A 26660-nucleotide genomic window follows, 5' to 3' on the forward strand; every position below is an offset into this window, starting at 1 on the left:
GTGCAGGCTGATCCCCGTGATGGAGACGAGCGAGTCATGGCAAGCGTTGACCTGGCCACCGCCGGCGCCCCGCTGACGGTTCTGAACGAAGACGAGCAGGCGTTCCGCGAAGCCGTCCGGCAGTTCGCCGAAGAAAGCGTCCGTCCGCTGGTGACGGAGATGGACGAGCACCAGAAGATGTCGCCCGAGCTGATCCCCCAGTTCTTCGAGTTGGGGCTGATGGGCATCGAGGTTCCCGAGGAGCTGGGCGGCACCGGCGCCTCGTTCTTCACCGCCGCGCTGGTGGTGGAAGAATTGTCGCGCGTGGACGCCAGCGTGGGCGTGTTCGTCGACGTGCAGAACACGCTGGTGAACAACGCCTTCCTGCGCTGGGGCTCCGCCGACCTGAAGGCCAGGTACCTCCCGCAGCTGTGCGCCGAAAAGGTGGGCGCCTACGCGCTCTCCGAGGCCGGCAGCGGCTCCGACGCGTTCGCCCTGGCCACGCGCGCCGTCAAGGCCGACGGCGGCTTTCGGGTCACGGGCCGCAAGCTGTGGATCACCAACGGCGGTGAGGCCGAGATCTTCATCATCTTCGCCAACGCCAACCCCGAAGCGGGCTACAAGGGGATCACGGCGTTCATCGTGGAGAAGGAGTTCGGCGGCTTCTCGGTGGGCAAGAAGGAAGACAAGCTGGGCATCCGCGCCAGCAGCACCACCGAACTGATCCTGGAAGACGTGTTCGTCCCCGACGAGAACGTGCTGGGCGAGGTGGGCAAGGGCTACAAGACGGCCATCGAAACGCTGAACGAGGGCCGCATCGGCATCGGCGCGCAGATGATCGGCATCGGGCAGGGCGCGCTGGACGCCACGGTGAAGTACGTGCAGGAGCGCGAGCAATTCGGAAAGCGCATCGGCGACTTCCAGGGCGTGCAGTTCCAGATCGGGCAGATGGCCACGGAACTCGAGGCCGCGCGGCTGATGGTGTACAACGCCGCCCGCCTGAAGGACGCAGGCCTGCCCTTCCTGCAGGAAGCCGCGATGGGCAAGCTGTTCTCATCGCAGGTGGCCCAGCGCATCGCCAGCACGGCGGTGGACCTGTTCGGCGGCTACGGCTTCACGCGCGAGTACCCGGTGGAGAAGTTCTACCGCGACAGCAAGATCGGCTCGATTTACGAAGGCACCAGCAACATGCAGCTGCAGACCATCGCCAAGAACCTGATGAAGTAGTTCGGGATGGGCGGACTCTGTGATGAGGGGCACCCGGCTGGCCGGGTGTCCCTCGTCACTTTTTCTCCCAGCCGCAGGCGCTCAGTCCGGCAGCAACTGCCCGTCGATGCCCTGGTTCAGGATGTCCAGCTGCTGCTGGTACACGTACACTCGCGCTCGCGGCCGGCCCGTGATTTCGCGGACGATCTCCATGTCCTCCAGCCGGCGGAGCGCGGTGGTCACCGTGGGGTGGGTAAGGTTCAACTCCCTCGCGGCACGCGGAATCGTGGTGATCACCCGGCCGCGCAGGAACTCGAACATCGTCAGCACCGACCCCGAACCGCGGCGGATCAGTATCCGCTCGCGGTCTTTCTCGAAGCGGGAGAGCAGTGCCCGCGTAGTGGCGGTCGCCTGGGCTGAAACCTCGGCCACGCCGGTGAGAAAGAATTCCATCCAGCTTTCCCAGTCCCCGTCCGTCCTCACACGCTGAAGCAGCTCGTAGTACTGCGCCCGGTGCTCGCGGAAGTACAGGCTCAGGTACAGGAACGGCTGCGTGAGCGCTCCTTCGGCGCACAGCAGCAGCGTGATCAGCAGGCGGCCCACACGCCCGTTGCCGTCGAGGAACGGGTGGATGGTTTCGAACTGGGCATGCGCCAAGCCGGCCTTCAGCAGGGGCGGCGTGCGCTCCGGCTGGTCGTGGATGAAGCGCTCGAGGTTGTCGAGCGCGATCATCATCTCATGCGGAGGTGGGGGGACGAACCGGGCGTTCCCCGGCCGCGACCCGCCGATCCAGTTCTGTGATCGGCGGAAGTCTCCCGGCGCGCGCGTGCTGCCCCGCCCTTCCTGCATCAGAACCCGGTGAAGCTCGCGAACCAGTCGCAGGCTTACGGGAAGGCCGCCGCGCAGCAGGTTGAACCCGTGGTGCAGCGCGGCCACGTACCGCGACACCTCGCGCACGTCGTCCAGCGGCATCCCGGGTGCCCCCTCGGCCTCGAACCGCAGCAGATCCGAAAGCGTGGACTGCGTTCCCTCGATCTGGCTGGAGAGAACGGCCTCCTTCCGCACGTAGATGTACAGCAACCGGTCCGGGTCCAGCGATGCCGAGACGCCATCCAGCCGGCCGAGCGAGATGCTGGCCTGCTCAAGCAGGTCCCGTAACCCGCCGGTCAGCTCCAGGCCGGGCAATGGCGGCAGCCGTGCGGGAATGAAGGCGCTGAAGCCGTCTTTCCCCGCCTGCTGCTGAATGATCCGCCCCGCCCGTGCCGATACGAACGACTGCACGTCCATTGCTCTACGCTCCCCCCGGCCACACGATCGGGCACGAGCCCGTGCGAAAGGTTCCTTTGACAGGAAGCGACGCTATGAAAGAAACACGCTGCTTTCTTTCATAGGCTCTCCCGCTATGAAAGGAATCTATCACAGGCGAGGACGTTATGAAAGAAAAGTAGCGTTTTATTTAACAGCGGTCCACGACAGGGCTATGCGAGGACCAACGCCATGTGCTCCGAGTCCCAGTACTCGCCATCCAGACGGTACGCCCGGGGCTCCAGGCCGTAAGAGACGAAGCCGAGGTGGAGATACAGCGACCTCGCGGCCTGGTTGTCGGGCACCACGCTCAACGTCAGCCGCTCCACACCCGGGAGTGTGCGGGCGTGCGCGATCAGGGATTCCAGCAGCGCACGGCCCAGCCCACGCCCGCGCGCCTCGGGAGCCACGTACATCCCCCAGACATGGGCGCGGTGCCGTGCCTTGCGATGGCGGTCGCGCCGCAGCCCCGCCACACCCACAAGCACGCCATCGTCCAACGCGCCAAACACCACGTCCTCTCCCTCAGCCCCGCGCGCCAGGCGAGCGGCAATCTCGTCCAGCGGGATCCCCGCCTCCTCCTCGTACGTGGAGCCGAACGCCTCGGGCGACTCGCGCAGGCCGCGCAGCCTCAGCGCCTGGAACGCCGCGGCGTCGGCGGCGTCCAGCGGGCGGATCACCGGTATTCCAACTCGTCGCGCGTCCACACCTCGCCCGCGCGGACGACCAGGCGCACCGCGCGCAGGTTGCGCACGTCGGCCAGGGGGTCGGCGTCCAGCACCACCAGGTCCGCAAGCTTTTCCGGCGCCAGCGTGCCGATGTCGTCCCTGCGCATGGCGCGCGCGGCGATGCGCGTGGACGACACCAGCACGTCCATGGGCGACATCCCGGCCTGCGCCATCGCCTCCATCTCGCGGTAGACGGATGCGCCGTGCAGCGTCAGCGGGTTGCCGGCGTCGGTGCCCATGGCGACGGGAATGCCGGCCGCATGCACGCGGCGCAGGTTCTCGTTCATCGTTCGTCCGATCCCCTCGAAATAGGCCGCGAACCCGGGGCCCAGCGTGCGCGCCGGGAGCGAGTCCGTCAGCGCGGCCTTCGCGCGCGTGGCGGGGTCCACGCACTCCATCGGCAGGCCCTGGGGATCGAAGCGGCGCTGGTACAGCTGGCGATAGCCATCCGTCACGGTCAGCGTGGGCGTGTAGATGGTCCCCGCCTCGCGCGCCAGGCGGATGAACTCGTCGTCCACGATGGCGTCGTCCACCGAGTGCACCAGCAGGTGTGCGCCCGCGCGGACGGCGTCCTTGGCCTCCCACAGCCCGGTGGCGTGCACGATCAGCGGCAGGCCGGCGCGGCGCGCCTCGTCGGCGGCGGCGCGGACGGCTGCCTTGAGCGCCACGGTGTCGGGGTTCTGCCCCTCCACCAGGTACCACACCTTCACCGCGTCGCTGCCGTGGTGCGCGACCATCCGCGCCCCGGCGCGCGTCGCCGAGTCGCTGGCCGTGTGGACGAACTGGCGAGACGCGGGAAGGTTCACCCAGTGGTCCCGGGTGGAGAGAAGCGGGCCCGCCGCCGCCACGTGGGGCGCCACCGTGCTGGCTTCCGCGTCCCGGCGCAGCCCCCACGTCCAGGGATAGCCACCCACGTCGAAGGTGGCGGTGACGCCCGAGCACAGGTAGCTGCGGTAGTAGCGCTCGGGGTGCGCCTCCAGCGCGGCCACGGTGGAATCGTAGGGGAACCGCGCGCGGACGTCCTCCGCGTCGGGGCGTCCGTCAACCCAGCCGGTCTGGGAGTAGTGGACGTGCGCGTCGACCAGCCCGGGGATGATCCACTTTCCGCGCGCGTCGATGGCGTGCACGTCCGCCCCCACCTCGCACCGGCCCACGCAGGCGATCCGCCCGTTCCTCATCACCACCGTCGCGTCGCGCAGGGGCGCCCCGCCAGTGCCGTCGATCACCGTGGCCCCGGTAAAGGCGACGGCGGGCACCGGCCCGTTTCCGGGCGCGTTGAAGGCGGTGCTCACGGCCACCTTCCAGCTTCCGTCCGGCTGCCTGACCAGCACCCGTTCCGACACACCGCGCGAGTTGGTGCCGCCCTGCGCCACGCGGTAGCGGTAGGTGCCGTAGACCACACCGGGGGCCAGCGGCACCACCTCGTAGTGGGTGGCCACCAGCGTATCGGGCCACGCGTTGGGGTCGCCGCCCGTCATTCCCTGGTAGCCCCACTGCACCCCGCCGGGGCCGGTGCGCGCCAGCCGCGGGCTCTGCAGGTAGTGCGTGAGGTACGCCGGCCGGTCGCGGCCGTGGATCGAGGCGATGTTGCTTCGGAACGCGGCGAGCGCCTGGGCGCTGTCCCTCGCTCGCTGGGCGGGCGGGTACGCTTGGGCCCCCGCGGCGGAGGGGAGCGCGGCGGCGAGCAGCGCGGCGGCGGCGAAACGGGCCAGTGAGGTCATCGGCGGATGGCGTACGGGGTTTCTGCTGGGGCGCCGGACAGAGTACGGCGGTGGGCGGAGGGCCGCAATCGACCACGGCGGAACGCGTGTTGCGGCCGGGAGCGCCGTTCATCGACGGAAACCTGACCGGGAGAGCAGACGTGGCGGAAGAAACGACGACCCCCTCGGGGCTGCGGTACACGGACGAGCAGGTGGGGACGGGGCAGGAGGCGAAGAGCGGCGACCAGGTGAGCGTTCACTACACCGGGACGCTGGTGGACGGCCGCAAGTTCGACAGCAGCCGCGATCGCGGAACGCCGTTCCAGTTTCCCCTGGGTGCGGGGCGGGTGATCCGCGGCTGGGACGAGGGCGTGGCGGGGATGAAGGTGGGCGGGCGCCGCCGCCTGACCATCCCGCCGGAGTTGGGCTACGGCGCCCGCGGCGCGGGGAGCGCGGTCCCTCCCAACGCCACGCTGGTCTTCGACGTGGAGCTGCTCGCCGTCAACTGATCCGGTCGCAGGGGGAACTTGCGGCGGGGTTCAGGCCTACATGGAGCCGATGGCGGACGCGCGCGGAGCCGAACGAGGCCCGCCGCGTCCAGGTGAACCACCCGCAGAGATCGGATTTCGGATGAAGAAGAGAATGGCGCTCCTGGTGGCCGCGGCCCTGGCCGCGCACGCGGGTTCGGCGCAGGCGCAGTCGGGATTCGCGCTCAAGGGCCACTACCTGTTCAACGCCTCGGACGTGAAGAACGAGGAGCAGACCCCCGCGGCCGACGGCTTCAGCGTGGGCGCCGAGTACGTGCTGCCGCTGGGCGTGGGCATCGGCGTGACGGGGTACACCACCGGCAAGGTGACGGAGTTCGACCGTGAGTCCACCAGCTTCGGCGTGCTGGCGGAAGCGAACTACTTCATCGATTTGCCGCTGCTGCCCATCACCCCGTACGTGGGCGTGCATGGGGGGCTGGGGCAGTACACGGTAAAACGAGGTGCAGAACGCCGACCCCGAGTTCAAGGACGAACGCACGCAGCTGGGATTCCAGGTGGGCGCGCGCATGCAGCTGGGCCAGGTGCTGGGGCTGGACGCCCAGTACCGCCGGGTGAGCGAGTTCGGCGCGTCGACGCAGGGCGGCGAGCTGGAGCGCAACCAGATCCTGGTGGGCATCACCCTGTTCTGATCGTCATCGGAAGGGACGGCGAGGGCCGGCGGAGCGATCCGCCGGCCCTCGTTTCGTTCCGGCGGGTTGACGCGCCGGACGTTCCCGCTATTCTGTTTTAAGGTACTCTAAATTCCTCGTTCGATTTGTGACGACATGCTGCCGATCCACCGCGCCGTCCTGCTCCTGGGCCTTGCCTTCGCCGCCCGTCTGGATGCGCAGACGCCCATCTCCGACAACAGCTTTCTCCTGGAAGAGGCGTACAACCAGGAGGCGCGGGTGGTTCAGCACGTCGCGACGGCGATGGGCGACGACGGCATCGTCGAGCTGGGGTTCACGCAGGAGTGGCCGCTCTTCAGCCAGCGCCACCAGATCAGCTACACGCTCCCCCTGCTGCGGGTGAACGACGAGACGCGCTGGGGCGACGTCGAGATCCAGTACCGCTATCAGCTGCTGAGCGGCCGGGTCGCTGTGGCCCCCAGCCTCACGGCCATCCTTCCCACCGGGCACGATGCGTTCGGCGCGGGGAACCCGGGGATGGCGGTGGGACTGCCGGTGAGCCTGGCGCTGTCACCCGCGTTCGCGGCGCACACCAACGCGGGCGTCACGCTGCTGCCGAACGTCGGCGACCTGAACGATGGGGCGGAGGGCGAGGTGGAGATCAGCCTGGGGCAGAGCGTCGTCTGGCTGGCGCACCCGCGCGTGAACCTGCTGGTGGAGGCGCTCTGGTCGCGCACCGACGCGGGGGACGTGGTTTCGGAGAGCCTGCTGGTTTCGCCGGGCGTGCGGGCGGCGTTCAACCTGGGCGCCACGCAGGTCGTTCCCGGCCTCGCGGTGCCCATCGGCGTCGGGGCGAGCAGCGGGGAGCGGTACGCGTTCCTCTACCTCAGCATCGAGCACCCGTTCTGACGGTCGGCGGGCGGAAGAGCGTCTCACGCGCTCGGTTCAGGGCTCGTTCCCCTCCCCCGCCGCCCACTCGTCGCGAAGGATGCCGTACAGCAGCACGTCCCAGAAGCGCCCCTTCTGAAAGACGTGGTCGCGCAGCAGGCCTTCGCGGCGCATTCCCAGCTTTTCCAGCACGCGCGCGGACGCGGCGTTGTCGGCGATGCAGTGGGCGTGAAGCCGCGCCAGCCCCTCGTCGCCGAACGCCCAGTCGCGCATGGCGCGCGCCGCCTCGGTGGCGTACCCGTGGCCCCAGTGCCTGGGGGCAAGCTCGTACCCCATGTCCGCCACCGGGTGGTCGGGCGCCTCGCGCCGCACCCCCACGTTGCCGATCAGCTCGCCCGTGCTCGCCAGGAGGATGGCGAGCTGCGTGTTCCGCCGCGGGCGCTCGGCTTCGAACCCGAGGAAGGCGGAGATCAGCGCATGCGTGTCTGCCGGGGACATGGAGTCGCGGTCGTAGAAACGCAGGTAGCGGGGATCGTTCTGGTACACGTGCGTGGGCTTCCAGTCATCGACCTGGAACTCGCGCAGGATCAGGCGCTTGGTGCGGAGAATCACGGCGGTGCGGCTGAGGCGGTCGGCAGGAAGGAACGAGGCGGAAAGATGCGCATCCCTCTCCGCCTCCACAACGCCCGGCGCCGCGCCCGGCCCGGTGCGTGCGGATGCGCCGGGACTCGCGCCCATCGATCCGCGGGCGCCACGTCCGAACCCTGCTTTCGTACGAAGTGGAATACCATCAGCACAGCTCCATCCACCGCCTGCGGCTGGCCGCGGGCGCGCTGACCCTGTGGCGTCTGCCGCCGCGGGAAGACGAGAACCCGCGCGACCTGCGCGAATCCACCGCGTTCTATCCCCTCGTCGGGCTGGGCGTGGGGCTGCTGCCGGCGGCCATGCTGCTTCTCGACGCCCCGGCCGGGCCCCGTGCCGCGCTGGCCCTGGCCGCGTGGGCCGCCGTCACGGGCGCGACCACGCTGGTGGGATGGGCACAAAGCTGCGACGCCGCGCTCACCCCGCTGGATGGCCGGCAGCGGCGGTTGCGGATGCTGCGCACCCGCAGACTGGGCGCGTTCGGCGCGGCGGGGCTGGTGCTGCTGATGCTGGCAAAGTGGTCCGCGCTGGCCCACGCTCCCGCGTTCGCGCCGCTCGTGGCCGCCCCGCTGGGCAGATGGGCGATGGTGCACGCGCTGCGCACCTACGCGCCGGCGGAGCGCGGCCGGCCCGACGCGGTGCTGAGCGGCGCCGTTCCGCTGTGGGCGGCCACGTGGGTGGCGGTCGCCGTCCTGGGGCTGGTGACGGCCGCTTCGCCCGACCCGGCGCGGACGGCGCTGGCCGTCACCGCGGGGACCCTGCTGTCCCTGGCCGCCGTGGCCTTCCTGGTAGACCGCTTCGCGGGCGTGAACGGCCCCGCGTGCGCGGTGGCGTGCGAGGCGGCGGAGGTGGGGGCGCTGTTCGCGCTGCTTCCGTGGGGGTGACGGGTTGACCCGCCCCGGCGCGGCCCGTAGTATGCCGCCCGACCACACCGGCCCGAACCGCGCGGAGAGAGACATGTCCAACGTCCCGCAGGACCTGCGATACACCAGTGACCACGAGTACCTGAAGCCGTCCGGCGGCCAGGACGGCGTAGTTACCGTGGGGATCACCGACTACGCCCAGGACCAGCTGGGCGACATCGTGTTCGTGGAGCTTCCCAAGCCGGGAGACCACTTCGACGCGCACGGCACGTTCGGCACGATCGAGGCGGTAAAGGCGGTCTCGGACCTGTTCATGCCGCTGGCGGGCGAGGTGGTGGAGGTGAACACGGCCCTCGACGCCAACCCCGGCGTGGTGAACAGCGATCCGTACGGGGAGGGCTGGATGATCCGCATTCGCCTGGACGATCCGTCCGCGGCCGACTCGCTGCTGGACGCCGCCGGGTACGAGGCGCTGATCGGATAGAACTGCTAGTGCGTGAGTGCGTTAGTGCGTTAGTGCGGAACTGCTTTACGGAACGTATCCAAGGGCGGCCCGCGCACGACATCGACTCCCGCACTCACGCACTACCGCACTCACGCACTGGGGTTGTATGGCACGCCTTACCTGGCACGGACACTCCTGCTTCATGCTGGAGACCGGCGACGGCACGCGGATCATGATCGATCCGTGGCTCGACGAAAATCCCACCGCCGACATCAAGGCCGCGGACGTGGACAAGCTGGATTACATCCTGGTGTCGCACGGGCACTTCGACCACTTCGCCGACTGCATTCCGCTGGCGAAGCGCACGGGGGCCACGGTGATCTCCACCTTCGAGCTGGTGTCGTTCTGCCAGCAGGAGGGGGTGAAGAACGGCCACGGGATGAACATCGGCGGGGCGTACCTCTTTCCCTTCGGCCGCGTGAAGCTGACCCCGGCGGTGCACACCGGTAGCATCGCGGGCGACAAGGAAGGCGCGTTCACCACCGACTGCTGCGGCTTCCTGATCAGCCTGGACGGCGGGCCCAGCATCTACCATGCGGGCGATACGGCGCTGATCACCGACATGCAGCTGCTGCAGGGACGCGTGGACCTGGCCATCCTGCCCATCGGCGACAACTTCACCATGGGGCCCGAAGATGCCGCCCGCGCGGTGGAGATGATCCAGCCGGAAACCGTCATCCCCATGCACTACAACACCTTCGAGGTCATCAACCAGAACCCCGAAAGCTTCCGGGAAATGGTGGGCGAGGCCGCGCGCGTGGAAATCCTGGAGCCGGGCGGCAGCTACGAGCTCTGATCCTCTTTGTCCGGAGGACGGGGGGAATCACGCGGAGGTGCGGAGGAACGATGGGCCGCGGAGGGTGCACCTCCGCGGCTCTCGCTTTTCCCCGTGCCGTCCCTTGACGCCCGCACCATCCGCGGCCTACCATCCGCCGACATGCTCTCCTCAACCGACGCCGTACGAACCGCGTGGCGCCTGCTCGACACGCCCCCCGCGCCCGGTGCGTGGAACATGGCCGTGGACGAGGCGCTCGCGGACGGCGTGCGCGACGGTGGCGTGCCCCTCCTGCGCTTCTACCGCTGGACCCCCGCCTGCCTGTCGCTGGGCCGCAACCAGCCCTCCGATGGGTACGACGTGGACGAGATCCGGCGGCGCGGCATCGACGTCGTCCGCCGGCCCACCGGCGGCCGGGCCGTCCTGCACCACCGCGAGCTAACCTATTCCGTCATCGTGCGGGACGGGGTACTGGGCTCGCCGCGCGAGGCGTACGCCGCCATCAACCGCGCCCTGGTCGCCGGCCTGCGGCGCCTGGGGATCGATGCCCGGCTGCAGCCCGCGGGGCAGGGGCGCGCCCCCATCCCCTCGCTGGCCCCCTGCTTCGAGCAGCCGGTGGAGGGCGAGGTGACGGCGGCGGGAGGCAAGCTGGTGGGAAGCGCGCAGCGGCGGGACCGGGGCATCATCCTTCAGCACGGGTCTCTCCCCATCGGCGACGACCAGTCGCTGGTGCCGGCGCTGATGAAGGCCGGCACGCCGGTGGAGCCGCCCGCGCCGCCGGCCACGCTCACCGCCCTGCTGGGACGGGCGCCGGAGTGGGACGGGCTGGTGGCCGCGCTGGCCGCGGGATGGGAGGAAACGACCGGCGCGCGCCTGGAACGAGGGAGGTTGAGCGAGGCTGAAACGAGGGGCGCGGACGAGCACCGGGGCCATTACGAGAATCCGGCATGGACTTGGCATCGTTGAGCCGGTCTCAGCGGCGCCGTGTCCGGCCCGCGTGTGGTGCACACCGACGACGTGAGGGGGACGGGATGAAGGCCAGACATCTCCGGCGGGTTCTGCCGGGACTGCTCGTGCTGGCGGCCGCGTGCGGCGGCGGGGGTGGAGGCGGCGACAAGGCGGGCGAAAAGGGCAAGGCCGCCGGGCCGCCGCAGCAGGGCGGAACCGCGGCGCTCGCCGTGTCGACCGACTTCCAGGCGTTCAACCCGGTCACCAACACGCACCTGACCACCGATGACGTGATCAAGCACATGCTGTTCACGCCCATCATCCAGTACGACGCCAAGCTTCAGCCCCAGCCCTGGCTGGCCGAGCGGTGGGACCTCACGGAGAACAACGTCACCTTTCACCTGCGCCGCGACGTCCACTGGCACGACGGCAAGCCCGTCACGGCGGAGGACGTGAAGTTCACCTACGACCTGGCCAAGGACAGCGCCGCCGCCTCGCTGCTGGGCTCGGCGTTCCTGAACATGGTCCAGTCGGCCACGGTGGTGGACCCGTACACCATCCGCTTCGACTTCGTGGCCCCGCACGCCCAGGCGCTCGACGCCTTCTGGTGGGCGCCCATGCCCCGGCACCTGCTGCAGGGCGTGTCGGCGGGCGAGCTTTCCACGCACCCGTTCAACCGCAACCCGGTGGGCAGCGGGCCGTTCAAGTTCGGCGAGTGGAAGTCCAACCAGTCGCTGACGCTGGTCGCGAACACCGACTTCCCCGAGCCCCTGGGCGGGCGCCCCAACGTGGACCGGGTGGTGTTCCGCATTACTCCCGAGGCCACCACCATGGTGACGGAGCTGGTGAACGGCACCGCCGACATGGCCGCCTACACCCTGCAGCCCGACCAGGCCAAGCAGGTGCAGCAGCAGCGCGGGCTGGACCTGCGCCACTACCCGTCGCGCGAGTTCACCTTCTTCGCCTGGAACAACACGCGGCCGCTGTTCGCCGACGCGCGGGTGCGCCGGGCGCTGACGATGGCCATCGACCGCCAGCGCATCATCGACGGCCTGCTGGGCGGCTTCGGGCAGCCCGCCACGGGGATGATCCCGTCGTGGAGCCCCATGTACACGCAGCAGCAGCCGCTGCCGTATGACGTGAACCAGGCCAAGGCGCTGCTGGCGCAGGCCGGGTGGCGCGACACCAACAACGACGGCGTGGCCGACAAGAACGGCCAGCCGCTGCGGTTCACGCTCACCATCAACTCCGCCAACCGCACCCACGCCGACATCGCGCAGGTGGTGCAGCAGCAGTTGAAGGCGGCGGGCGTGGCCATCGACATCCGGCCGCAGGAGTTCCAGTCGATGCTCCAGCAGTACAAGGCGCGCGAGTACGACGCCGTGCTGGCCAACTGGAGCCTCGACACCTTCAAGGTGGACCCCACGCCCCTGTTCTCCTGCGCGCAGGCCCGGGTGAAGGGCTCGGCCAACCGCACCGGCTACTGCAACCCGCAGGCTGACCAGCTGGCCGAGCAGGGGATGCGCAGCACCGACGCCGGCCAGGCCAAGCAGGTGTGGGCCCAGTGGGCGCAGCTGATCCAGCAGGACCAGCCCATCACGTTCCTGTACTGGAGCGAGGACATCGCCGGCCTGGGCCCCCGGGTGCAGAACGTGGAAGCCGACGCCCGCAGCAAGATCGTGAACATCCGCGACTGGTGGGTGCGGCAGCGCTGACCGGCTGCCTGCGCGCCGCGAGCCCGCCCTCCGCGGGCTCGCGGCGCCCGCGTCCACCGCATCCCCGCGACCTGGCGTCGGCCGGCGGCATCCTTCCCAACCCAGCACGGACACACCAGCGGATACCATGATGAAAACGGCGAGGGACAGGGCGCGCCGGGGCGCGTGGGCGGCTGCCACGCTCGCGCTGCTGGCCGCGTGCGGCGACCGCGGCGGGGCGGACGGCGCGGCCAAGGGCGACTCGGCGGCGGCGGGCGGGCCGCGCCAGGGCGGCACCGCCGTGGTGGCCGAGATCGGCGACCTGAGCCGGCCCATGCCCCTGTTCTTCCAGGGCGCCCCGGACGGCGACATGATGGACGTGATGTACATGGCCCTCACCAGCCAGAGCTGGGAGAACGGCCATGCCGTGTACCGCCTGTCGGACGAGTCGCCGATGGCGCTGGCCTGGCACCACGAGTACACGGGCCCCGACTCCGCGGCCATGCGCTTCCGGATGCGCAGCGCCCTCAAGTGGTCCGACGGCCAGCCCATCACGGCGCACGACGTGGTGTGGACGTACCAGGCCGCCGCGGACGAAAAGACGGCCTCGCCGCAAAGCTACATGACCGAGCAGATCGACTCGGTGCAGGCGGAGAACGACTCCACGGTCGTCATCCACTTCAAGCGCCGCTACCCGGGCATGCTGTTCGACGCGGCGCTGAACGTGGCGCCGCGGCACGTGTACGCCGCTACCCCGCGCGACAAGCTGGGCACGCACGCGGTGTTCAGCGACCTGACGAAGATGGTGGTGAGCGGGGCGTGGATGGTGGGCGCACACCAGCGCGGGCAGGCCATCACGCTGGTGCCCAACCCGCACTTTCCCGTCAGGCCGCGGCTGGACCGCATCGTCATGCGGGTGATCCCCGATCCGCAGACCCGCATCGTGGAGCTGCTGAACGGGACCGTCGACTTCGCGCGCGGCATCCCCTTCGACCAGGCGCCCGTGCTGCAGCAGCGGCAGCCCGGCCTGAGCTTCGGCCGCGAGTCGCGGCGCTACTGGGAGTTCGTGGCCTGGAACGCCAAGACCGTCCCGCAGTTCGAGGACCCGCAGATCCGCCGGGCCCTGGGAATGGCCATCGACGTGAACGGCATCATGCAGCAGCTGCGGATGGGCGACTACGCCGAGCGCGCGGCCGGGCCCTACTCGCCCATCTTCCGCGACCTGCACGATCCGGCATCGCAGCCACTGCCCCACGACCCCGAGGGCGCCAAGCGCATCCTGGACGCGCAGGGGTGGCGCGACACCGACAACGACGGCATCCGCGACAAGGACGGAAAGCCCTTCCGCTTTACGCTGATGACGAACACGGGCAACCAGCGCCGGCAGGACGTCGTCACCATCCTGCAGCGGAAGTGGAAGGAGGTGGGCGTCGACGCCCGCATCCAGATGTACGAGCTCACCACCTTCTTCGACCACCTGATCACCAAGCGCGACTACCAGGCGGCGCTGGGCAGCTGGGGCGTGGGGCTGGACGCCGACCTGAGCGCCTCCTGGTCGTCGCAGGGCGCATACAACGTGGTGGGATACGCGAATCCCGAAGTCGACGCCATGATCGAGCGGGCACGCTCCCAGCCCACAGCGGCGCAGGCAAACCCCCTGTGGCGCGCCGCCGCGGCCAGGATCGTGCAGGACCAGCCCTACACCTGGCTGTACTACTACGACAACACCACCGGCATCAGCCCCCGTTTGCGGGGCACGCACGTCACCAGCTACGGGGCGTACGCCCGCAGCTGGGAATGGTGGGTGAACGGCGGCCCGCAGCGCGGGGCCGCGCCTGATTCCGCGAAGGGAGGCTCGAGGTAAGAGGATGCTCGCATACCTGGTCCGGCGGCTGCTCGGCGCCATTCCCCTTCTGCTGGGGATCCTGACGCTCATCTTCTTCGTGCTCCAACTGGCGCCGGGCGACCCGATCGCCAAGTTCGCCAATCCGAACGTGAGCCCCGAGGTGCTGGAGCAGATGCGCCGCAACTTCGGGCTCGACCGGCCGCTTCACGAGCAGTACGGCAAGTGGCTGTGGAGCTTCGTCACCGGCGACTTCGGCTACTCGTTCGGGCAGATGCGGCCCATCAACGAGATCCTGCCGGGGATTTTGTGGAACACCATGCAGCTCACCCTGATCTCGCTGGTGGTGATTTTCGTGGTGGGCATGCTGATCGGCATCGTGCAGGCGGTGCGGCAGTACTCCATCGCCGACAACGTGCTGACCTTCCTGGCGCTGTTCTTCTATTCGATGCCCAGCTTCTGGTTCGCCCTGATGCTGATCCTGATCTTCTCGCTCCGGGCGGGTCAGGACGGATGGGCGCTGAGCTTTCCCGCCTCGGGGATGACCAGCATCGACTACGAGTACCTGACGGGCGCCGAGAAGTTCAGGGACCGGGTGATGCACCTGATCCTGCCGGCCATCGCGCTGGGGATCGGCTCCGCGGCGGGTGTCGCGCGGTACATGCGCGGGGCCATGCTCGAGGTCATCCACCAGGACTTCATCCGCACGGCGCGGGCGAAGGGGCTTTCGGAGCGCACCGTGGTCTTCAAGCACGCGCTGCGCAACGCGCTGATTCCCATCATCACCCTGCTGGGCCTGTACCTGCCCTTCCTGCTTTCGGGCGCGGTGCTGGTGGAAACCATCTTCGCCTGGCCGGGAATGGGGCGGGCCATCGTCGACGCCATCCTGGCGCGCGACTACCCGATGGTGATGGCCACCTCGTTCGTGATCGCCTCGATGGTGGTGCTGGGCAACCTGCTTTCGGACGTGCTGTACGCCGTGGTCGACCCCCGCATTCGGAACGACTGAACATGGTCCGCGTTTCTCCCGATCCCGAGTCGGTCCCGCCCGAGCCCATGCCCCAGGCCACGGGGCAGGAGCTTCACGCGCCCGCCCCGCGCCGCGGCGCCGGGGTGGTGTGGGGCCGCGTGGCCACGCTGGTGCTGGCCTGGGCCTTCACCGTGTGGGTGGCGCTCACCGCCTGGCAGCGGCACCAGGCCCGGCAGCTGCTTCCCGAGCCGCGGCCGCGGCTGGGGTGGGACTACTGGGTGGCCGTCGTCACGCTGATCGCCGTCGTCGCGGGGATGGTGTGGTGGACGTGGAAGTCGGTCAGCGGCAAGCAGCTGGCGAAGTCGCGCACCCGGGGCGACTCGCAGTGGTCCATCGCCATGCGGCACTTCAAGAAGAACCGCCTGGCCATGGGCGGGATGGCGGTGATGATCCTGCTGTACGTGATTACGCTGGTCACCCCGCTGATCGCCCCGTACGACCCGGCGGCGCAGGGCGACATCATCACCTCGCGCTACCTGCCGCCCTCGGGCGAGCACCTGTTCGGCACCGACAAGTTCGGGCGCGACATCTTCAGCCGCACGCTGTACGGCGCGCAGATCTCGCTTTCCATCGGCTTCGTGGCGGTGGGCATCAGCATCACCTTAGGGACGATGGTGGGGGCGCTTTCGGGCTACTTCGGCGGCTGGGTGGACGCGGTGCTGATGCGCGTCACCGACATGATGCTGGCCTTTCCGCGGCTGGTGCTGCTGATCGTGGTGATCGCCATCTTCGAGAACCCCTCGTTCTGGCTGGTGGTGATCGTGCTGGGGCTGACGGGGTGGATGGGCACCTCGCGCATCGTGCGCGGCGAGGTGCTCAGCTTGCGCGAGCGCGAGTTCGTGCAGGCTGCGCGGGCGCTGGGGTTCAGCGACTTCCGCATCATCACCCGCCACGTGGTGCCCAACACCATGGCCCCGGTGATCGTGTCGGCCACGCTGGGCATTGGCCTGACCATCCTGACGGAGGCGTCGCTCTCGTTCCTGGGGCTGGGGGTGCAGCCGCCCACGCCCACCTGGGGGAACATGGTGGCCGACGGGCGCGACGCGCTGACGCAGGCGTGGTGGATCGCCACCTTCCCGGGACTGGCCATCGTGCTGACGGTGGTCGCCTTCAACCTGCTGGGCGACGGCCTGCGCGACGCGCTGGACCCGCGCCTGCGCACGTGAGGCCGTGATGTCTACCCAGGCTCCTCCGCTGGAGGGCGTGCGAAGCATCTCCTTCGAGGAGTACCTGGAGGCGTATGACGGCGTGCACGCGGAGTGGGTGGATGGACGGGTGGTCGTCATGAGCCCGGGAAACCGGAGCCAGTCGCGGCTGACGCGCTTCCTGTCGGGGGTGCTTCAGCACTGGGCCGAGGCGCACGACTTGGGGGAGGTGTTCGTCCCGCCCTTCGCGCTGCGCCTGGGGAACGGCGTCGCGCGGGAGCCGGACGTCTTCTTTCTCCGCGGCGACCGGGCGGGCCAGGTGCACGGGACGTACGTGCAGGCCCCGGCGGACCTGGTGATCGAGATCCTGAGCCCGTCGAGCCGCGGGACGGACCGGGGCGACAAGTTCTACGAATACGAAGAAGCGGGAAACTCCGAATACTGGCTGATCGACCCGGAGCGCGAAGTCGTAGAGGCGTACCGGCTTACGGGGCGCGGCCAGTACGAGCGCCGTGACGTGGGCGTTCAGATGGTCCTGACGAGCGACGCACTGCCGGGAATGCGGCTGCCCGTGGAATGGTTGTGGCAAGAGCCGCTGCCGAAGCTTTCGTGGGTGATCCAAGAATGGGGGCTGATTTGACGCAACCGGACAACACGGCGGGCGCGCGGCCGGGCGCGGACGGGCCGATTCTGCAGGTGGAAAACCTGCGCACCTGGTTCAGCACCGACGCGGGGCTGGCGCGCGCGGTGGACGGCGTTTCCTTCCACGTGAACCCCGGCGAAACGCTGGGCATCGTGGGCGAGTCGGGGAGCGGCAAGTCCGTCACCTCGCTCTCGGTGATGCGCCTGATCCCCAATCCTCCGGGAAAGATCCAGGAGGGCTCGCGCATCCTGTTCCGCGGGAGCGACGGCGAGATGGAAGACCTGGCGCAGGCGTCGGAAAAGCGGATGCGGCAGATCCGCGGCAACGACATCGCCATGATCTTCCAGGAGCCCATGACCTCGCTGAACCCGGTGTTCACCGTGGGATTTCAGATCGAGGAGTCGCTGCGGCTTCACCAGGGGCTGAGCAAGAAGGCCGCGCGCACGCGGGCCATCGAGATGCTCCAGCTGGTGGGCATTCCCATTCCGCACCAGCGGGTGGACGAGTACCCGCACCAGCTGTCGGGCGGCATGCGCCAGCGCGTGATGATCGCCATGGCGCTGGCCTGCGACCCCAAGCTGCTGATCGCCGACGAGCCGACGACCGCGCTCGACGTGACCATCCAGGCCCAGATCCTGGAGCTGCTGAACAAGCTGCAGAGCGAGTTGGGGATGAGCATCATCCTGATCACCCACGACCTTGGCGTGGTGGCCGAGACGTGCGACCGGGTGATCGTGATGTACGCGGGGCAGGTGTTCGAGGAGGGGCCGGTGGACGACGTGTTCCACAACCCGCAGAACCCGTACACCGAGGGGCTGCTGCGCTCCATGCCCAAGCTGGGGCAGGACGTCGGCCGCCTGGCGGTGATCCCCGGCGTGGTGCCCTCGCCCATCGCCTGGCCCACCGGGTGCCGCTTTCACGACCGCTGCCCGTACGGCTGGGAAAAGACGGAGAAGGAGGCGCCCCCGCTGTTCGAGATCGGGCCCGGGCGCAAGAACAAGTGCTGGCTGGTGAAGTATCCCGAGCGCCGCGCCGAGATCAACCGCGAGACGGGCGGCTTTACCCCCGAGGGCGCGCTGACGGGCACGGGCGCGGCCACGCCGGTGGCGGGCTCGCCGGACCTGGCGCCCGAGCTCGACGGCGGGGAGGTGGCCTGATGGCGAACGCTCCCGAGGGGCGCACCCCCGCCGGCGGCCAGGGCGCGGCCGACGGACAGCGCAGCGGCGGCAGCGAGCCGGCCTCCGTTTCGTCGCCGCTGGTGGGCGCGGGTGTGGAGCGCGCGGTGGCGGACGGCGCCTCGCGCGACGCGGTGCACAAGACGCCGCCGGAGCGCCCGGAGCTGCCCCCCGCCAAGGGCGACAGCGACCTGCGCGGCGAGACGCCCGACGACATGGAGCCGCCGCCCGAGGCGCTGCTGGTCGTGCGCGGGCTGAAGAAGTACTTCCCCATCAAGAAGGGGTTCTTCAACCGCCACGTGGGCGACGTCAAGGCGGTCGACGGCGTGTCGTTCTTTTTGAAGAAGGGCGAAACGCTGGGCATCGTGGGCGAGTCGGGCTGCGGCAAGAGCACCATGGGCCGCGCGGTGCTGCGCCTGATCGAGCCCACGGCCGGCGCGGCGCTGTTCGAGGGCCGCAACATCTTCGAGATGGACAAGGCCGAGCTGCGGACGATGCGGCGGCGGGTGCAGATCGTTTTCCAGGACCCGTACAGCTCGCTGAACCCGCGCATGACCATCAGCGACATGCTGCGCGAGGTGCTTTCCGTCCACGGCATCGCCACGGGGCAAAAGGCCAAGGACCGCATCGCCGAGCTGCTGCGCATCGTGGGGCTGCGGCCGGAGCACGCCATCCGCTACCCGCACGAGTTCTCGGGCGGGCAGCGGCAGCGCTTGGGGATCGCGCGGGCGCTGGCGGTGGAGCCGGAGCTGATCGTGTGCGACGAGCCGGTGTCGGCGCTCGACGTGTCGGTGCAGGCGCAGGTGATCAACCTGCTGCAGGACCTTCAGACGGAGTTCGGGCTGAGCTTCCTGTTCATCGCCCACGACCTGTCGGTGGTGGAGCACATCTCCGACCGCGTGGCCGTGATGTACCTTGGCCGCATCGTGGAGATCGCCGAATCCGGCGAGATGTACCGCAACCCGCTGATGCCGTACACGCAGGCGCTGCTTTCGGCGGTGCCCATCCCCGACCCGCGGGTGCGGCGCGAGCGCATCGTGCTGCAGGGCGACGTGCCCTCGCCGGCCAACCCGCCGCCGGGGTGCCCGTTCCACCCGCGCTGCCAGCACCCGCTGAAGGACGCGGACTGCGCCAGCATCGTCCCGCCGCTGGCGGACAAGGGCGGCGGCCACTTCGCGGCCTGCATCAAGGTGCCGCTGGGCGCCGGCTTCAACGGCAAGGACCCGCTGCCGGTCCTGCAGTAGGCGGGAGTTGCGGGACAAGGACGGAACAGAACTGCAGAGGGCACCGGGGCCGACCCCGGTGCCCTCTGCAGTCTCCCCGCCGACGTAGACAGTACGCCATCCTCCTGTCCATTGTCCGCATTGTGGGCCGGCCGGCGATAGCCGCCCAGTCGCTCCGCGGATAGCGCACGCTCAAGCGCCGTGAGGCTGATCAGGGGTTGCGTGGCACCGGTCATTCGGGTAAATTGAGCGCGTAATTCCTCGGTCACGGCATCTGCCGCGCAGGAGGCCTGAGGGCCTGCGGTGGTGTTGTCGAGGTACGGAGCCCCGTCAATCCTTATCAGGATGGCGGGGCTCTCCGCGCTCCCTCCCGCTGCGCTCCGTGAGGCGGGTATATACCTGCACCCAGCGGTAGCCGCAACCAGCCGCGCCCGCGTGCGCCGCGGTGATCTGCCGCCCTTCCAGGATGCGCACGCCCGAGCTCACCAGCGTGCCCCGCGTGCGGGTGAAGAGCGACAGCGCCGATCTGCGGGCCCACCTATCCGGCGTTGTGATCTCGATTTTCGGAGTAAGTATCGGAGCCCGGCTGTGGGAGGCGGATCACGAAGGTGGCTCCCGTCCCGCGGACGTTGTGGACTTCGATCGAGCCGCCGTGTGCCTCGACGAAGGCCTTGGTGATCGACATGCCCAAACCGGTGCCGCCCGCCTTGCCGTGCGTCACGAAGGCGTCGAAGAGCGTGGGGAGCACCTCCTCCGGGATGCCGCCTCCCGTATCGGCGATCGAAAACACCACCTCAGGACCTTCCTGCCGAACTGCCAGTGTCAGCCGGCCGCCATCCGGCATCACCTCGCCCGCGTTCTTCACGATGTTCAGCAGTGCCCGCGAGAGGCGGCCCGGATCGGCGACGACGACGAGGTCGGGATCCAGGTCCCGCTCCACCTGTACGCCGCGCCGCTCCATCGCTTCCAGCGCCTGCTCCTCGAGGGGGAGCAGAAGGGTCCGCAGCGATACGCGCTGGACCTGGAGACCCGCGTCGCCACGGGTGAACGCGAGGAGCCCGTCGAGCATTCCGGTCATGGATTCCGCGGCACGCCGTAGCCGCCCCGGCACATCCTGAAGAGGGATGCCGTCTTCCAGGCAGGAAGCCGCCACGTGCACCACGCTGATCGGGTTCTTCAGGTCGTGCACGATGCCCATGGCCGTTCGACCGACGATCTGCAGCCGCTCCTGTTGCAGCGCTTCCCGCACGCGGTCATCGTTGCTCGCCCGCACGCGCCGGATGAATGCGGACATGGCGTTCCGGGTGAACAACGCAGGCGCGAGCTCGAGCGCCCGCTCGATCGCCGCCCTCTCCAGCCGGGCAACCCGGGCCGGTGTCACGGCCTGCGCCCGGGCAGAGCGTGGCGCGGGCGCGAAGTACGACATCTCCCCGAAGAAGTCGCCGGGACCCGCCATGGCGAAGGTTACCCTGCGCTCACCCTCGCCGCGTCCAAGCCAGATCCTTCCGCCCAGGACGAGGTACAGCTCGTCCGATTCATCTTCCAGGTCGAAGAGAATCTCGCCTTCGGCGAGATCGATCACCTCTGCCAGGCGCGCGATCTCGTCGCGCACCTCGCCGCGCATCCCGGCGAGAAGCTGGTTCTCCGCGATGGACATCGTCCCCGGCGGGGCGTTCACCGACGCGTCATGCATTGCTCCCTTTGCTCCAGGCTGCCGGACCAGGCCGGCTCGCTGACGTGTCCGGCAAGCCCCGCGGATGCACAGATGGAACGGCAGAAGGCACCAGGATTGGCCCCGGTGCCTTCTTGGCGACGCTACGGCCGGCGGTTAGCGCAGGCTGATCGGGAGCTGCACCCACACGTCCGCAGGCACACCGTCCACTGTGGCGCCGCGGAAGGCGAGCATGGGCACCAGCCCCAGCGTAAACCGGTCCAACGCGGCGTTTCCGCTCCGCCGCGAGAGTTCGGAGTGCAGCACCCGCCCGTCGCGGCCCAGGAACATGCTGAGGTAAACCGTGCCGGGCAGGGTTGCAACCGGGCCCTGCTGCTGGACCCAGTTGCTCAGCGCACCCTGGATGACGTGCCGGTTGGTCAGCACAGGGGGGCACTCGTGCCGCTTGCCGTCCGCGCGCGCCGGCGGCAGCGGCAGGGTATCGAAGCGGGTGAACAGGGTGATTCGGCCCGGGCCACGTTGCGGGATCTGGACCGCGCGCTGCACCATCCCCGGCAGCACGCCCGCCAGCGTGGGCGCATCGAGGTTGCCTTCGAAGATGCGCAGAAAGGGGTCGCTCCCGTTGCGCTCCACGGAGAAGACCACGACACCGCGTGGCTCGCGCACTCCCGCGGCAGTCGCGGCGTCCAGCAGCGCCTGGCGGTTGGCGGCCTGAGCCGCTTTGCGGATCGAGTCCTCCCGCGCCTCGCGGCCGCGTGGTGGACGGGCGGGCTCCCAACTGCATCCCTGCGCGTAGAGCGACGGCGCGGTGCAGAGCAGGGCCAGGGCACAGAGCAGAACGCGCATCGGAATCGATCGATGAGGAAAGAAGGTTCCCGGGGGCGGCACCCCGCCGTGCCCCGGAATCACGAGTGACAATAACCCTTCGTGGCGTATGGGGCGACCGTCCGACACGTCACCCGCGGGGCGGGATCGTGTCGGGCGGAGGCAGTTCCCGCCAGAACCGCTCGACGGCCCGCCGCACCTGCCGCGGCGCTTCGGCGTGGGGAAAGTGGCCGGCCGGAACGATCACGAGCGAGGCCTCGGGGAGGCTGCGCGCCAGCTCCTGGGCCATGGCGGCGGGGATGGGGTCCGCGTCCCCGTGCACGACCAGCACGGGCGCGCGCACCTGGCCGAGCGTGTTCCAGAAGTCGTACGCGCCCAGCCGGGAAAAGATCTGCGACGCCACGGTACCCCCGTGCTCGGCGGTGCGGGGGGTGGATCCAACCACCAGGCGGCCAGCCAGGGCGCGGTCGCGGAACGTGGTGCGAAACGACAGCCAGTAGAGGGAATCCACGGCCGCCGGGTTGCCCGCGCGGAACGCCGGCGACTGCAGCACGCGGGCGATGGCGACGGAATCGGCGGCGGTGCGGGCGCGCTTCTGCCGCTCCGAGGTCTCGGCGCGAAACCGCTGGCCCGGTTCCATCGGGGCAAGGAGGACGAGCGAGCGGGCACGCTCCGGGTGCGAAGCGGCGTAGCGCAGCGCGAGCAGCGCGCCCCACGAGTGGCCCAGCAGGCTCACGCGCGAGATGCCGAGCCCCTCCCGAACGTCCTCCAGGTCCTCGATGAACGTCTGCATCGAGATCCGCTCGCCGGGGCTTCCCTCCGAGAGTCCCGTCGCCCGCTGGTCGTAGAAGATCAGCACGTTGCGCTCGGCGAGCATTCCCAGCCCGCCGGCGAGGTAGTTCATGTCCAGGCCGGGACCGCCGTGCACGACCAGGATGGTATCCCGCCCCTCGCCCATGGCCCGGTAGTGGAGCCGGGTTCCGTCGCGGGCGGGGAGCCACCCGTCGGACGAAGTGGCGGCCGGCTTTGCAACGCTGGCGCAGGCACCCAGCAGGTGTACGGCGAGTATCCCCGCAACTTTCCAGGTTCCGTGCATCGGCCGGCGCGAGAGGGTGTGTGGAAGTGGGCAAGCACGTCGGGACCCCGGGCCGGAGCAACCCCGTCCACGGGTCACGAGCGCGAGCGTCCGCTCAGGGGCCGCGCTCCGGTGCTCCGGTGTCAGGAGGTGGGCCTGGGCCGTCGCGCGTGAGCAGGGCGCCCCCCGCCAGCCCCACGGAGGTGAGGAGCAGCGCGCCGATCCCCATCTGGAGCTCGGCCGAAAAGAAGTCGACCAGCACGTTCGCCGCGGCCAGCGCGAGCGAGGTGAACCCCAGCAGCCGGAGCGGAGCCGACCTCCGCGGTGCGGCGCGCCAGGAACTCGCGTGCTCCCGCAGCCCCGCGCCCGCCAGGTCCACGGAAGTGCGCAGCCAGAAGCCGGCGCGCGCGGCCGGGGACGGGTTTTCCAGTGCGTTGCGCGCATCGCGGATGCACTGCTGCAGGTCCTCGCGATACCCGTCCCGAAATTCCCGGGGGTACGCCGCCGAGAGCACGCGCACCACCCACGGCAGCGGGTCGCGCCTGTCCGGCCGGCCGGAGGCGGGGCCGCTCATGTGCTTGCCGGCCCGATGAGCTTTCGGCTGCGCGCGGTGCGGACCATGGAGTCCAGCCGCAGCGCTTCGGCACCGGCCACCGCCCTGCCCAGCCCGGTGAGCCGGTAGTAGCGACGGCGGGGGTCGTCCGCGGCACGGTCGTCCACCTCTTCGACCAGCCCGTCGGACACCAGGCGCTTCAGCGAGCCGTACAGCGTTCCCGGCCCCACGCGCAGCGCCCCTCCCGTGCCCTCGGCGATCTCCTGCATGATGGCGTACCCGTGCCGCTCGCCCCCGGCCAGGGCGAGAAGGATGTGGAAGGTGGCCGGGGTCAGCGGCAGGAACCCGCTTGCTTCCGGGTGGGCAGGTAGCATGGAATGCGGGGGAGGGAGCGGGGTGGACTATATCGGCAGCTGATGTATACATCGGGAAAGGCGACGGGGCAAGGGAGGACTTCCCGCACCGGGCGGAGGGGAAGAGGCGGATGTCCCGAGGCGTGTTAACACGGGCGCCCTCCGATGCATCTCTCAGGAATGACGGCGACCACCGAGTCGTCCGTCGCTCACCCCGCGCCCCGGAACTCCATGGCTCCCGCTGCCCGTATCACCGCCGCCCCCCGTCGCCGCCTCCCACGCCTGATCCTGGCGTTCGCGGCCGCGAGCCTTGCCGCCGCCTCGTGCGCACCGGCCCGGCAGCCGGGTACATCCCCCGTCGCGGTGGAGGCCGACCTCGCCCTGACGAACGTGCGTATCGTAGACGGAACCGGCGGCCCCGCCAGCCCACAGCCGATGACGGTGGAAATCCGCGGCCGGCGCATCACCGCCATCTATCCGACCGCCCGGCGCGCAACCCGGGCGGCGCAGACGATGGACCTCGCGGGCAAGTACCTGATGCCCGGGCTCTTCGATTCGCACGTGCACCTGACCCTGGGCGGCAGGCCCGCGCCCCCGATGCAGCTGCAGCTGGTGCTGGCGGGCGGCGTCACCTCGGTGCGCGACATGGCCGGGCTCGCGCCCGCCCTTCGCACCCTGGCCGACCGCGCCCGCTCCGACACGGTGCTGTCGCCGCGCATCTACTACGCGGCGCTGGTCGCCGGGCCGTCGTGGTTCGACGACCCCCGGGCCGCCGCGTGGACCGCGCAGCACCCCCTGGGCGCCGCGCCCTGGCAGCACGCCGTCACCGACACCAGCGACATTCCGCGCATCGTGGCGGACGCCCGCGCCTCGGGGGCGAGCGCGATCAAGATCTACGCGAACCTCAGCCCCGCGCTGGTGGGGCGCGTGGCGGCCGAGGCACGCCGGCAGGGGCTGCGGGTGTGGGCGCACAGCACCGTCTTTCCGGCTTCGCCCGGCCAGGTGGTGGCCGCGGGCGTGCATTCCGTCTCCCACGCCACCTACGCCGTGTGGGAAGACGCCGGCGCCTTGCCCGACGTTTCGCGCGGGACGCTCAACGCCTCGGACTTCTCGGGCGATCCCGCCCGTTCGGCGCGGATCGACGCCTACATCCGCGCGCTCCGCGAAACCGGCACCTTCATGGACGCGACCCTGTCGGTGCTGAACGTTCGCCAGGACAACCGCGGCGCGCTGGGCCGCGATCCCGACCGCACCATCGCGTGGACCCGCGAGTTCGTCCGGCGCGCCCACGCCGGAGGGGTACGCTTCCTGGCCGGAACCGACGCCATGGGCCCCGGGCGCGACTCCATCCCCGTGGTGCACTACGAGCTGGAGGAGCTCGTCACGCACGCCGGGCTGACGCCCGCCGAGGCCATCCGGGCGGCGACGCTGAACGCGGCCGAAGCCCTCGCCATCGAGGCGGACTACGGCTCGGTGCAGGTGGGCCGGATCGCGGACCTCCTGGTGGTCGAGCGGGACCCCACGGCCGACATCCGCAACACCCGGCGGCCCTCCCTGGTGCTGAAGGGCGGGCACGTGGTGCACCGGCGGGCCGGCGCGCCGCCCGCCGCGCCGTGAGCCGGACTGCGCGAGGCGGTGCGTGGCTGGCGGCCCTCCTTGCCGCCCTGGCGGGAGGGGCCCGCCCCGCCGCCGCCCACGAGGGGTGGGGGGTCGTCGTCGACCGCCACGGCCGCGTCTACGTCGCCGACATCCCCGCCAACATCATCTGGCGAATCACGCCGGGTGGCCCGGCAGAGCCCGTCGCGCGCGGCATCCACTCCCACGCGCTCGCGCTGGGGCCCGACGGGGCGGTGTACGGCACCCACGTGCATCCGTCCGGTTCGGCCCGCGGGGTGTGGCGCCTGGACCTGGCCGGGCGGTTGAGCTGGGTCGATCCCGGTCGTTCGCTGGGAGGAATGGGGCTGCAGTCGTTCCTGGTGGGGGACGACGGCGCCCTCTACTCGGGAAGCGCCTTCCAGCCGGACCGTGCGCCGGAGCATCGAACCGTTCACCTGCTGCGGCGGCGGGCGGACGGAACGATCGATACGCTCGCGGGCGGCGGGACGGGCACGCGCGACGGCACCGGCGGGGCGGCGGGGTTCGGGGCCATCGACGGCATGGCGTGGCTGGGCGACGGCCGCATGGTGGTCGCGGATGGCGGACAGCTGCGCTCGGTGGAGCATGCCGGCCGGGTGCGCACCCTGGGCCCGGCGCTGTCGGACCGGCGCTGGGACGAGGACCTGCTGGGTGTGGCCGTCGCCCCGGACGGGACGATCCTGGCCGCCGACTTCGCCGGCCGCGTGCTGCACCGGTGGAACGGGTCGTCTTCGCGTCCGGTGTACCGCAAGCACCCCTACTGGTCGCCGGCGGGAGTGGTGGCCGCGGGTGTGCACGTCTACGTGCTGGAGCATCCGCGCGCGCCGCTGGGCATCCTGGGCGACCTGGGGGTTGGGCCGTACCTGCGGGTGCGGAAGATTGCGCCGGGTGGGCACGCGGAGGTCCTTCACCACCAATGGGGGCGAAACACGGGCGTGGGACTGGCGCTGGTGGTTGCGGTCTTCACCGCGGCCGGCGGGGCGGGCGTTCGGCTGCGCCGCCGGTGGCGAGGCCGCGCTTTCGCCCTCGCCCTGCACGCGCAGCCGTGAGGACGATGCTCCACCAGGCGCCACGCCGGATGCCCCCGCCGCCCGGGTTC

At 70.2% G+C, this 26660-nt stretch carries 27 protein-coding genes; 17 read left to right on the top strand and 10 right to left on the bottom strand.

From position 1 onward, the window contains the following. Positions 1–36: 36 nt before the first annotated feature. A complete protein-coding gene (locus tag VGB24_RS16635) occupies positions 37–1206 on the top strand; it encodes an acyl-CoA dehydrogenase (RefSeq protein WP_331074069.1) in 1170 nt (389 codons plus the stop codon). 81 nt (positions 1207–1287) lie between these two features. Here VGB24_RS16635 and VGB24_RS16640 read toward each other — a convergent pair whose 3' ends face one another. The 3 genes from VGB24_RS16640 to VGB24_RS16650 all read right to left on the bottom strand — a co-directional run bounded on the left by VGB24_RS16640 (position 1288) and on the right by VGB24_RS16650 (position 4939). Beyond that, positions 1288–2466: a Fic family protein gene (locus tag VGB24_RS16640; RefSeq protein ID WP_414676731.1), complete on the bottom strand. Its 1179-nt coding sequence runs from the start codon at positions 2464–2466 to the stop codon at positions 1288–1290. Positions 2467–2663: 197 nt separating this feature from the next. Beyond that, the gene (locus tag VGB24_RS16645) at positions 2664–3170 is read right to left on the bottom strand and encodes a GNAT family N-acetyltransferase (protein ID WP_331074071.1); all 507 of its coding nucleotides are present in this window, start codon (positions 3168–3170) and stop codon (positions 2664–2666) included. Further along, positions 3167–4939 (bottom strand): amidohydrolase family protein, encoded by a 1773-nt coding sequence (locus VGB24_RS16650; protein ID WP_331074072.1) that lies wholly within the window; start codon positions 4937–4939, stop codon positions 3167–3169. Before VGB24_RS16650 ends, VGB24_RS16645 begins: the two co-directional genes overlap by 4 nt. On the opposite strand from VGB24_RS16650, the gene VGB24_RS16655 reads away from it, so the two are divergent. Beyond that, positions 4930–5427, top strand: a complete 498-nt coding sequence (locus VGB24_RS16655) for an FKBP-type peptidyl-prolyl cis-trans isomerase (RefSeq protein ID WP_349263932.1) — start codon at positions 4930–4932, stop codon at positions 5425–5427. The genes VGB24_RS16650 and VGB24_RS16655 overlap by 10 nt on opposite strands. A 213-nt stretch (positions 5428–5640) precedes the next feature. On the opposite strand, the gene VGB24_RS16660 is transcribed toward VGB24_RS16655, so the two are convergent. Continuing rightward, positions 5641–5796 (bottom strand): hypothetical protein, encoded by a 156-nt coding sequence (locus VGB24_RS16660; RefSeq protein ID WP_331074074.1) that lies wholly within the window; start codon positions 5794–5796, stop codon positions 5641–5643. Positions 5797–5906: 110 nt separating this feature from the next. Here VGB24_RS16660 and VGB24_RS16665 point away from each other — a divergent pair, with 110 nt between their 5' ends. Beyond that, positions 5907–6095: a hypothetical protein gene (locus tag VGB24_RS16665; protein WP_331074075.1), complete on the top strand. Its 189-nt coding sequence runs from the start codon at positions 5907–5909 to the stop codon at positions 6093–6095. Positions 6096–6230: 135 nt separating this feature from the next. Then, positions 6231–6983 carry a hypothetical protein gene (locus VGB24_RS16670; RefSeq protein WP_331074076.1) on the top strand — a complete coding sequence of 251 codons (753 nt, stop codon included), beginning with the start codon at positions 6231–6233 and terminating at the stop codon, positions 6981–6983. A gap of 36 nt (positions 6984–7019) precedes the next feature. On the opposite strand, the gene VGB24_RS16675 is transcribed toward VGB24_RS16670, so the two are convergent. Further along, the gene (locus VGB24_RS16675; RefSeq protein WP_331074077.1) at positions 7020–7574 is read right to left on the bottom strand and encodes a GNAT family protein; all 555 of its coding nucleotides are present in this window, start codon (positions 7572–7574) and stop codon (positions 7020–7022) included. 167 nt (positions 7575–7741) lie between these two features. Here VGB24_RS16675 and VGB24_RS16680 point away from each other — a divergent pair, with 167 nt between their 5' ends. From VGB24_RS16680 to VGB24_RS16730, 11 genes are all read left to right on the top strand, one after another. After that, the gene (locus VGB24_RS16680; protein ID WP_331074078.1) at positions 7742–8488 is read left to right on the top strand and encodes an adenosylcobinamide-GDP ribazoletransferase; all 747 of its coding nucleotides are present in this window, start codon (positions 7742–7744) and stop codon (positions 8486–8488) included. A gap of 73 nt (positions 8489–8561) precedes the next feature. Further along, complete coding sequence (gene gcvH / locus VGB24_RS16685; RefSeq protein ID WP_331074079.1) at positions 8562–8951, top strand: glycine cleavage system protein GcvH; 390 nt, start codon at positions 8562–8564, stop codon at positions 8949–8951. 127 nt (positions 8952–9078) lie between these two features. Next, positions 9079–9768 (top strand): metal-dependent hydrolase, encoded by a 690-nt coding sequence (locus VGB24_RS16690; protein ID WP_331074080.1) that lies wholly within the window; start codon positions 9079–9081, stop codon positions 9766–9768. Between the two features lie 141 nt (positions 9769–9909). Continuing rightward, a complete protein-coding gene (locus VGB24_RS16695) occupies positions 9910–10713 on the top strand; it encodes a lipoate--protein ligase family protein (protein ID WP_331074081.1) in 804 nt (267 codons plus the stop codon). 65 nt (positions 10714–10778) lie between these two features. After that, complete coding sequence (locus VGB24_RS16700; protein ID WP_331074082.1) at positions 10779–12410, top strand: ABC transporter substrate-binding protein; 1632 nt, start codon at positions 10779–10781, stop codon at positions 12408–12410. Positions 12411–12537: 127 nt separating this feature from the next. Continuing rightward, entirely contained in the window at positions 12538–14253 is a 1716-nt protein-coding gene (locus tag VGB24_RS16705) for an ABC transporter substrate-binding protein (protein WP_331074083.1), read from the top strand. A gap of 4 nt (positions 14254–14257) precedes the next feature. Continuing rightward, positions 14258–15241, top strand: coding sequence for an ABC transporter permease (locus VGB24_RS16710; protein WP_331074084.1), 984 nt, complete (start codon positions 14258–14260; stop codon positions 15239–15241). A gap of 275 nt (positions 15242–15516) precedes the next feature. Then, positions 15517–16428 (top strand): oligopeptide ABC transporter permease, encoded by a 912-nt coding sequence (opp4C, locus tag VGB24_RS16715; RefSeq protein WP_349263933.1) that lies wholly within the window; start codon positions 15517–15519, stop codon positions 16426–16428. Between the two features lie 7 nt (positions 16429–16435). Beyond that, complete coding sequence (locus VGB24_RS16720; protein WP_331074086.1) at positions 16436–17047, top strand: Uma2 family endonuclease; 612 nt, start codon at positions 16436–16438, stop codon at positions 17045–17047. Then, positions 17044–18207 carry an ABC transporter ATP-binding protein gene (locus tag VGB24_RS16725; protein WP_331074087.1) on the top strand — a complete coding sequence of 388 codons (1164 nt, stop codon included), beginning with the start codon at positions 17044–17046 and terminating at the stop codon, positions 18205–18207. Before VGB24_RS16720 ends, VGB24_RS16725 begins: the two co-directional genes overlap by 4 nt. A gap of 233 nt (positions 18208–18440) precedes the next feature. Further along, a complete protein-coding gene (locus VGB24_RS16730; protein WP_349263934.1) occupies positions 18441–19469 on the top strand; it encodes a dipeptide ABC transporter ATP-binding protein in 1029 nt (342 codons plus the stop codon). 517 nt (positions 19470–19986) lie between these two features. Here VGB24_RS16730 and VGB24_RS16735 read toward each other — a convergent pair. The 5 genes from VGB24_RS16735 to VGB24_RS16755 all read right to left on the bottom strand — a co-directional run bounded on the left by VGB24_RS16735 (position 19987) and on the right by VGB24_RS16755 (position 23947). Next, complete coding sequence (locus tag VGB24_RS16735; RefSeq protein ID WP_331074089.1) at positions 19987–21141, bottom strand: sensor histidine kinase; 1155 nt, start codon at positions 21139–21141, stop codon at positions 19987–19989. Positions 21142–21276: 135 nt separating this feature from the next. Then, positions 21277–21966, bottom strand: a complete 690-nt coding sequence (locus tag VGB24_RS16740) for an energy transducer TonB (RefSeq protein ID WP_331074090.1) — start codon at positions 21964–21966, stop codon at positions 21277–21279. Positions 21967–22075: 109 nt separating this feature from the next. Beyond that, a complete protein-coding gene (locus VGB24_RS16745) occupies positions 22076–23041 on the bottom strand; it encodes an alpha/beta hydrolase (RefSeq protein WP_331074091.1) in 966 nt (321 codons plus the stop codon). Between the two features lie 94 nt (positions 23042–23135). Then, positions 23136–23594, bottom strand: a complete 459-nt coding sequence (locus tag VGB24_RS16750) for a hypothetical protein (protein ID WP_331074092.1) — start codon at positions 23592–23594, stop codon at positions 23136–23138. Further along, entirely contained in the window at positions 23591–23947 is a 357-nt protein-coding gene (locus tag VGB24_RS16755; protein ID WP_331074093.1) for a PadR family transcriptional regulator, read from the bottom strand. Before VGB24_RS16755 ends, VGB24_RS16750 begins: the two co-directional genes overlap by 4 nt. A gap of 369 nt (positions 23948–24316) precedes the next feature. Between VGB24_RS16755 and VGB24_RS16760 the strand changes: the two genes are divergently transcribed. Both VGB24_RS16760 and VGB24_RS16765 read left to right on the top strand, forming a co-directional pair. Beyond that, positions 24317–25543 (top strand): amidohydrolase family protein, encoded by a 1227-nt coding sequence (locus tag VGB24_RS16760; RefSeq protein ID WP_331074094.1) that lies wholly within the window; start codon positions 24317–24319, stop codon positions 25541–25543. Beyond that, positions 25540–26610 (top strand): hypothetical protein, encoded by a 1071-nt coding sequence (locus VGB24_RS16765; protein WP_331074095.1) that lies wholly within the window; start codon positions 25540–25542, stop codon positions 26608–26610. Before VGB24_RS16760 ends, VGB24_RS16765 begins: the two co-directional genes overlap by 4 nt. The last annotated feature ends 50 nt before the right edge of the window (positions 26611–26660 follow it).

Origin of the sequence: Longimicrobium sp. (assembly GCF_036399935.1) — a bacterium.
Lineage (GTDB): Bacteria > Gemmatimonadota > Gemmatimonadetes > Longimicrobiales > Longimicrobiaceae > Longimicrobium.

Excerpts from the sequence above, each read along its gene's own strand:
- VGB24_RS16710 (WP_331074084.1), top strand. The coding sequence starts at position 14,258 with ATGCTCGCATACCTGGTCCGGCGGCTGCTCGGCGCCATTCCCCTTCTG.
- opp4C (WP_349263933.1), top strand. The coding sequence starts at position 15,517 with ATGGTGTGGTGGACGTGGAAGTCGGTCAGCGGCAAGCAGCTGGCGAAG.
- VGB24_RS16750 (WP_331074092.1), bottom strand. The coding sequence starts at position 23,594 with ATGAGCGGCCCCGCCTCCGGCCGGCCGGACAGGCGCGACCCGCTGCCG.
- VGB24_RS16755 (WP_331074093.1), bottom strand. The coding sequence starts at position 23,947 with ATGCTACCTGCCCACCCGGAAGCAAGCGGGTTCCTGCCGCTGACCCCG.
- VGB24_RS16635 (WP_331074069.1), top strand. The coding sequence starts at position 37 with ATGGCAAGCGTTGACCTGGCCACCGCCGGCGCCCCGCTGACGGTTCTG.
- VGB24_RS16695 (WP_331074081.1), top strand. The coding sequence starts at position 9,910 with ATGCTCTCCTCAACCGACGCCGTACGAACCGCGTGGCGCCTGCTCGAC.
- VGB24_RS16690 (WP_331074080.1), top strand. The coding sequence starts at position 9,079 with ATGGCACGCCTTACCTGGCACGGACACTCCTGCTTCATGCTGGAGACC.
- VGB24_RS16730 (WP_349263934.1), top strand. The coding sequence starts at position 18,441 with ATGGAGCCGCCGCCCGAGGCGCTGCTGGTCGTGCGCGGGCTGAAGAAG.
- VGB24_RS16700 (WP_331074082.1), top strand. The coding sequence starts at position 10,779 with ATGAAGGCCAGACATCTCCGGCGGGTTCTGCCGGGACTGCTCGTGCTG.
- VGB24_RS16740 (WP_331074090.1), bottom strand. The coding sequence starts at position 21,966 with ATGCGCGTTCTGCTCTGTGCCCTGGCCCTGCTCTGCACCGCGCCGTCG.
- VGB24_RS16745 (WP_331074091.1), bottom strand. The coding sequence starts at position 23,041 with ATGCACGGAACCTGGAAAGTTGCGGGGATACTCGCCGTACACCTGCTG.
- VGB24_RS16735 (WP_331074089.1), bottom strand. The coding sequence starts at position 21,141 with ATGCATGACGCGTCGGTGAACGCCCCGCCGGGGACGATGTCCATCGCG.
- VGB24_RS16650 (WP_331074072.1), bottom strand. The coding sequence starts at position 4,939 with ATGACCTCACTGGCCCGTTTCGCCGCCGCCGCGCTGCTCGCCGCCGCG.
- VGB24_RS16705 (WP_331074083.1), top strand. The coding sequence starts at position 12,538 with ATGATGAAAACGGCGAGGGACAGGGCGCGCCGGGGCGCGTGGGCGGCT.
- VGB24_RS16720 (WP_331074086.1), top strand. The coding sequence starts at position 16,436 with ATGTCTACCCAGGCTCCTCCGCTGGAGGGCGTGCGAAGCATCTCCTTC.
- VGB24_RS16670 (WP_331074076.1), top strand. The coding sequence starts at position 6,231 with ATGCTGCCGATCCACCGCGCCGTCCTGCTCCTGGGCCTTGCCTTCGCC.
- gcvH (WP_331074079.1), top strand. The coding sequence starts at position 8,562 with ATGTCCAACGTCCCGCAGGACCTGCGATACACCAGTGACCACGAGTAC.